This window comes from Paenibacillus sp. UNC217MF, assembly GCF_000686865.1.
Classification (GTDB): domain Bacteria; phylum Bacillota; class Bacilli; order Paenibacillales; family Paenibacillaceae; genus Paenibacillus_B; species Paenibacillus_B suaedae.
This window is the reverse complement of record NZ_JMLT01000047.1, coordinates 1-1,300: the sequence shown is the minus strand read 5'-3', so window position 1 is coordinate 1,300 and position 1,300 is coordinate 1. Positions and strand designations below refer to the sequence as shown.

General features: G+C 63.6%; 1 protein-coding gene. It reads right to left on the bottom strand.

Features of this window, described 5'->3' with window-relative positions:
• Positions 1-1,300 (bottom strand): hypothetical protein (locus BP95_RS0116080; protein ID WP_028532717.1); only part of this gene is annotated, 1,300 nt, incomplete at both ends.

The following is a 1,300-nucleotide window of genomic DNA, read 5'->3' as shown; positions in this document are numbered from 1 at the left end:
CCAGTAGAGCCAGTGGCACCAGTCGCCCCAGTGTCTCCGGTAACGCCGGTAGCACCCGTAGCGCCAGTAATACCAGTCGCCCCAGTGTCTCCGAAAACGCCGGTAGCACCCGTAGCTCCAGTAATACCAGTCGCCCCAGTAGCGCCAGTGTCGCCAGTAGCACCGGTAAAGCCAGTAGCACCAGTAGCGCCAGTGTCGCCAGTAGCACCGGTAAAGCCAGTCGCCCCAGTAGCGCCTGTGTCACCAGTAGCGCCGGTAGCCCCAGTCGCACCAGTAGAGCCAGTCGTACCAGTAGAGCCAGTAACGCCGGTAGCCCCCGTAGCGCCGGTGTCGCCTGTAGCACCAGTAACACCAGTAGAGCCAGTAACACCAGTAACACCAGTAACGCCAGTGGCACCGGTAGTACCAGTAGAGCCCATGTCACCAGTAACGCCAGTAACGCCAGTCGCACCCGTAGCGCCGGTGGCACCAGTGTCTCCGGTAGCGCCGGTAGAGCCAGTAGAGCCGGTCGCACCGGTAGTGCCAGTAGCGCCAGTCGCCCCAGTAGGGCCAGTAGCACCAGTAACACCAGTAGCACCGGTAGCCCCCGTAGCGCCAGTAACGCCAGTAGAGCCGGTAGCGCCAGTAACGCCAGTAGAGCCGGTAGCGCCAGTAACACCAGTGGAGCCGGTAGCGCCGGTAGCCCCCGTAGCGCCGGTGACACCAGTAGCGGCAGTAGCGCCAGTAGCGCCAGTGGTGCCTGTAGTGCCTGTAGCTCCAGTAGCGCCGGTTGCACCAGTAGCGCCGGTAACGCCAGTGGCGCCAGTGTCGCCGGTAGAGCCAGTGTCGCCGGTCGCCCCAGTAACGCCAGTGGCTCCGGTAGCACCAGTAGAGCCAGTAGCACCGGTAACGCCAGTAATGCCAGTCGCCCCAGTAGCGCCGGTAGTACCAGTAGAGCCCGTGTCGCCAGTGGCACCAGTCGCACCGGTTGTGCCAGTAGCCCCCGTAGAGCCAGTAGCGCCAGTAGCGCCAGTGTCGCCGGTAGAGCCAGCAACGCCGTTAGCGCCAGTAGCGCCAGTCACGCCGGTAGCCCCCGTAGCACCAGTAAAGCCAGTGGCACCGGTAGTGCCAGTAACGCCGTTAGCGCCAGTAACGCCAGTAGCGCCGGTAGTGCCGGTAGCGCCAGTAACGCCAGTAACGCCCGTAGCTCCAGTAGCTCCATCTCCGGTAACTCCTGTAGCGCCAGTAACGCCGGTGGCACCAGTAGAGCCGGTCGCACCAGTAACGCCAGTCGCACCAGTAACGCCAGTCGCACCAGTAA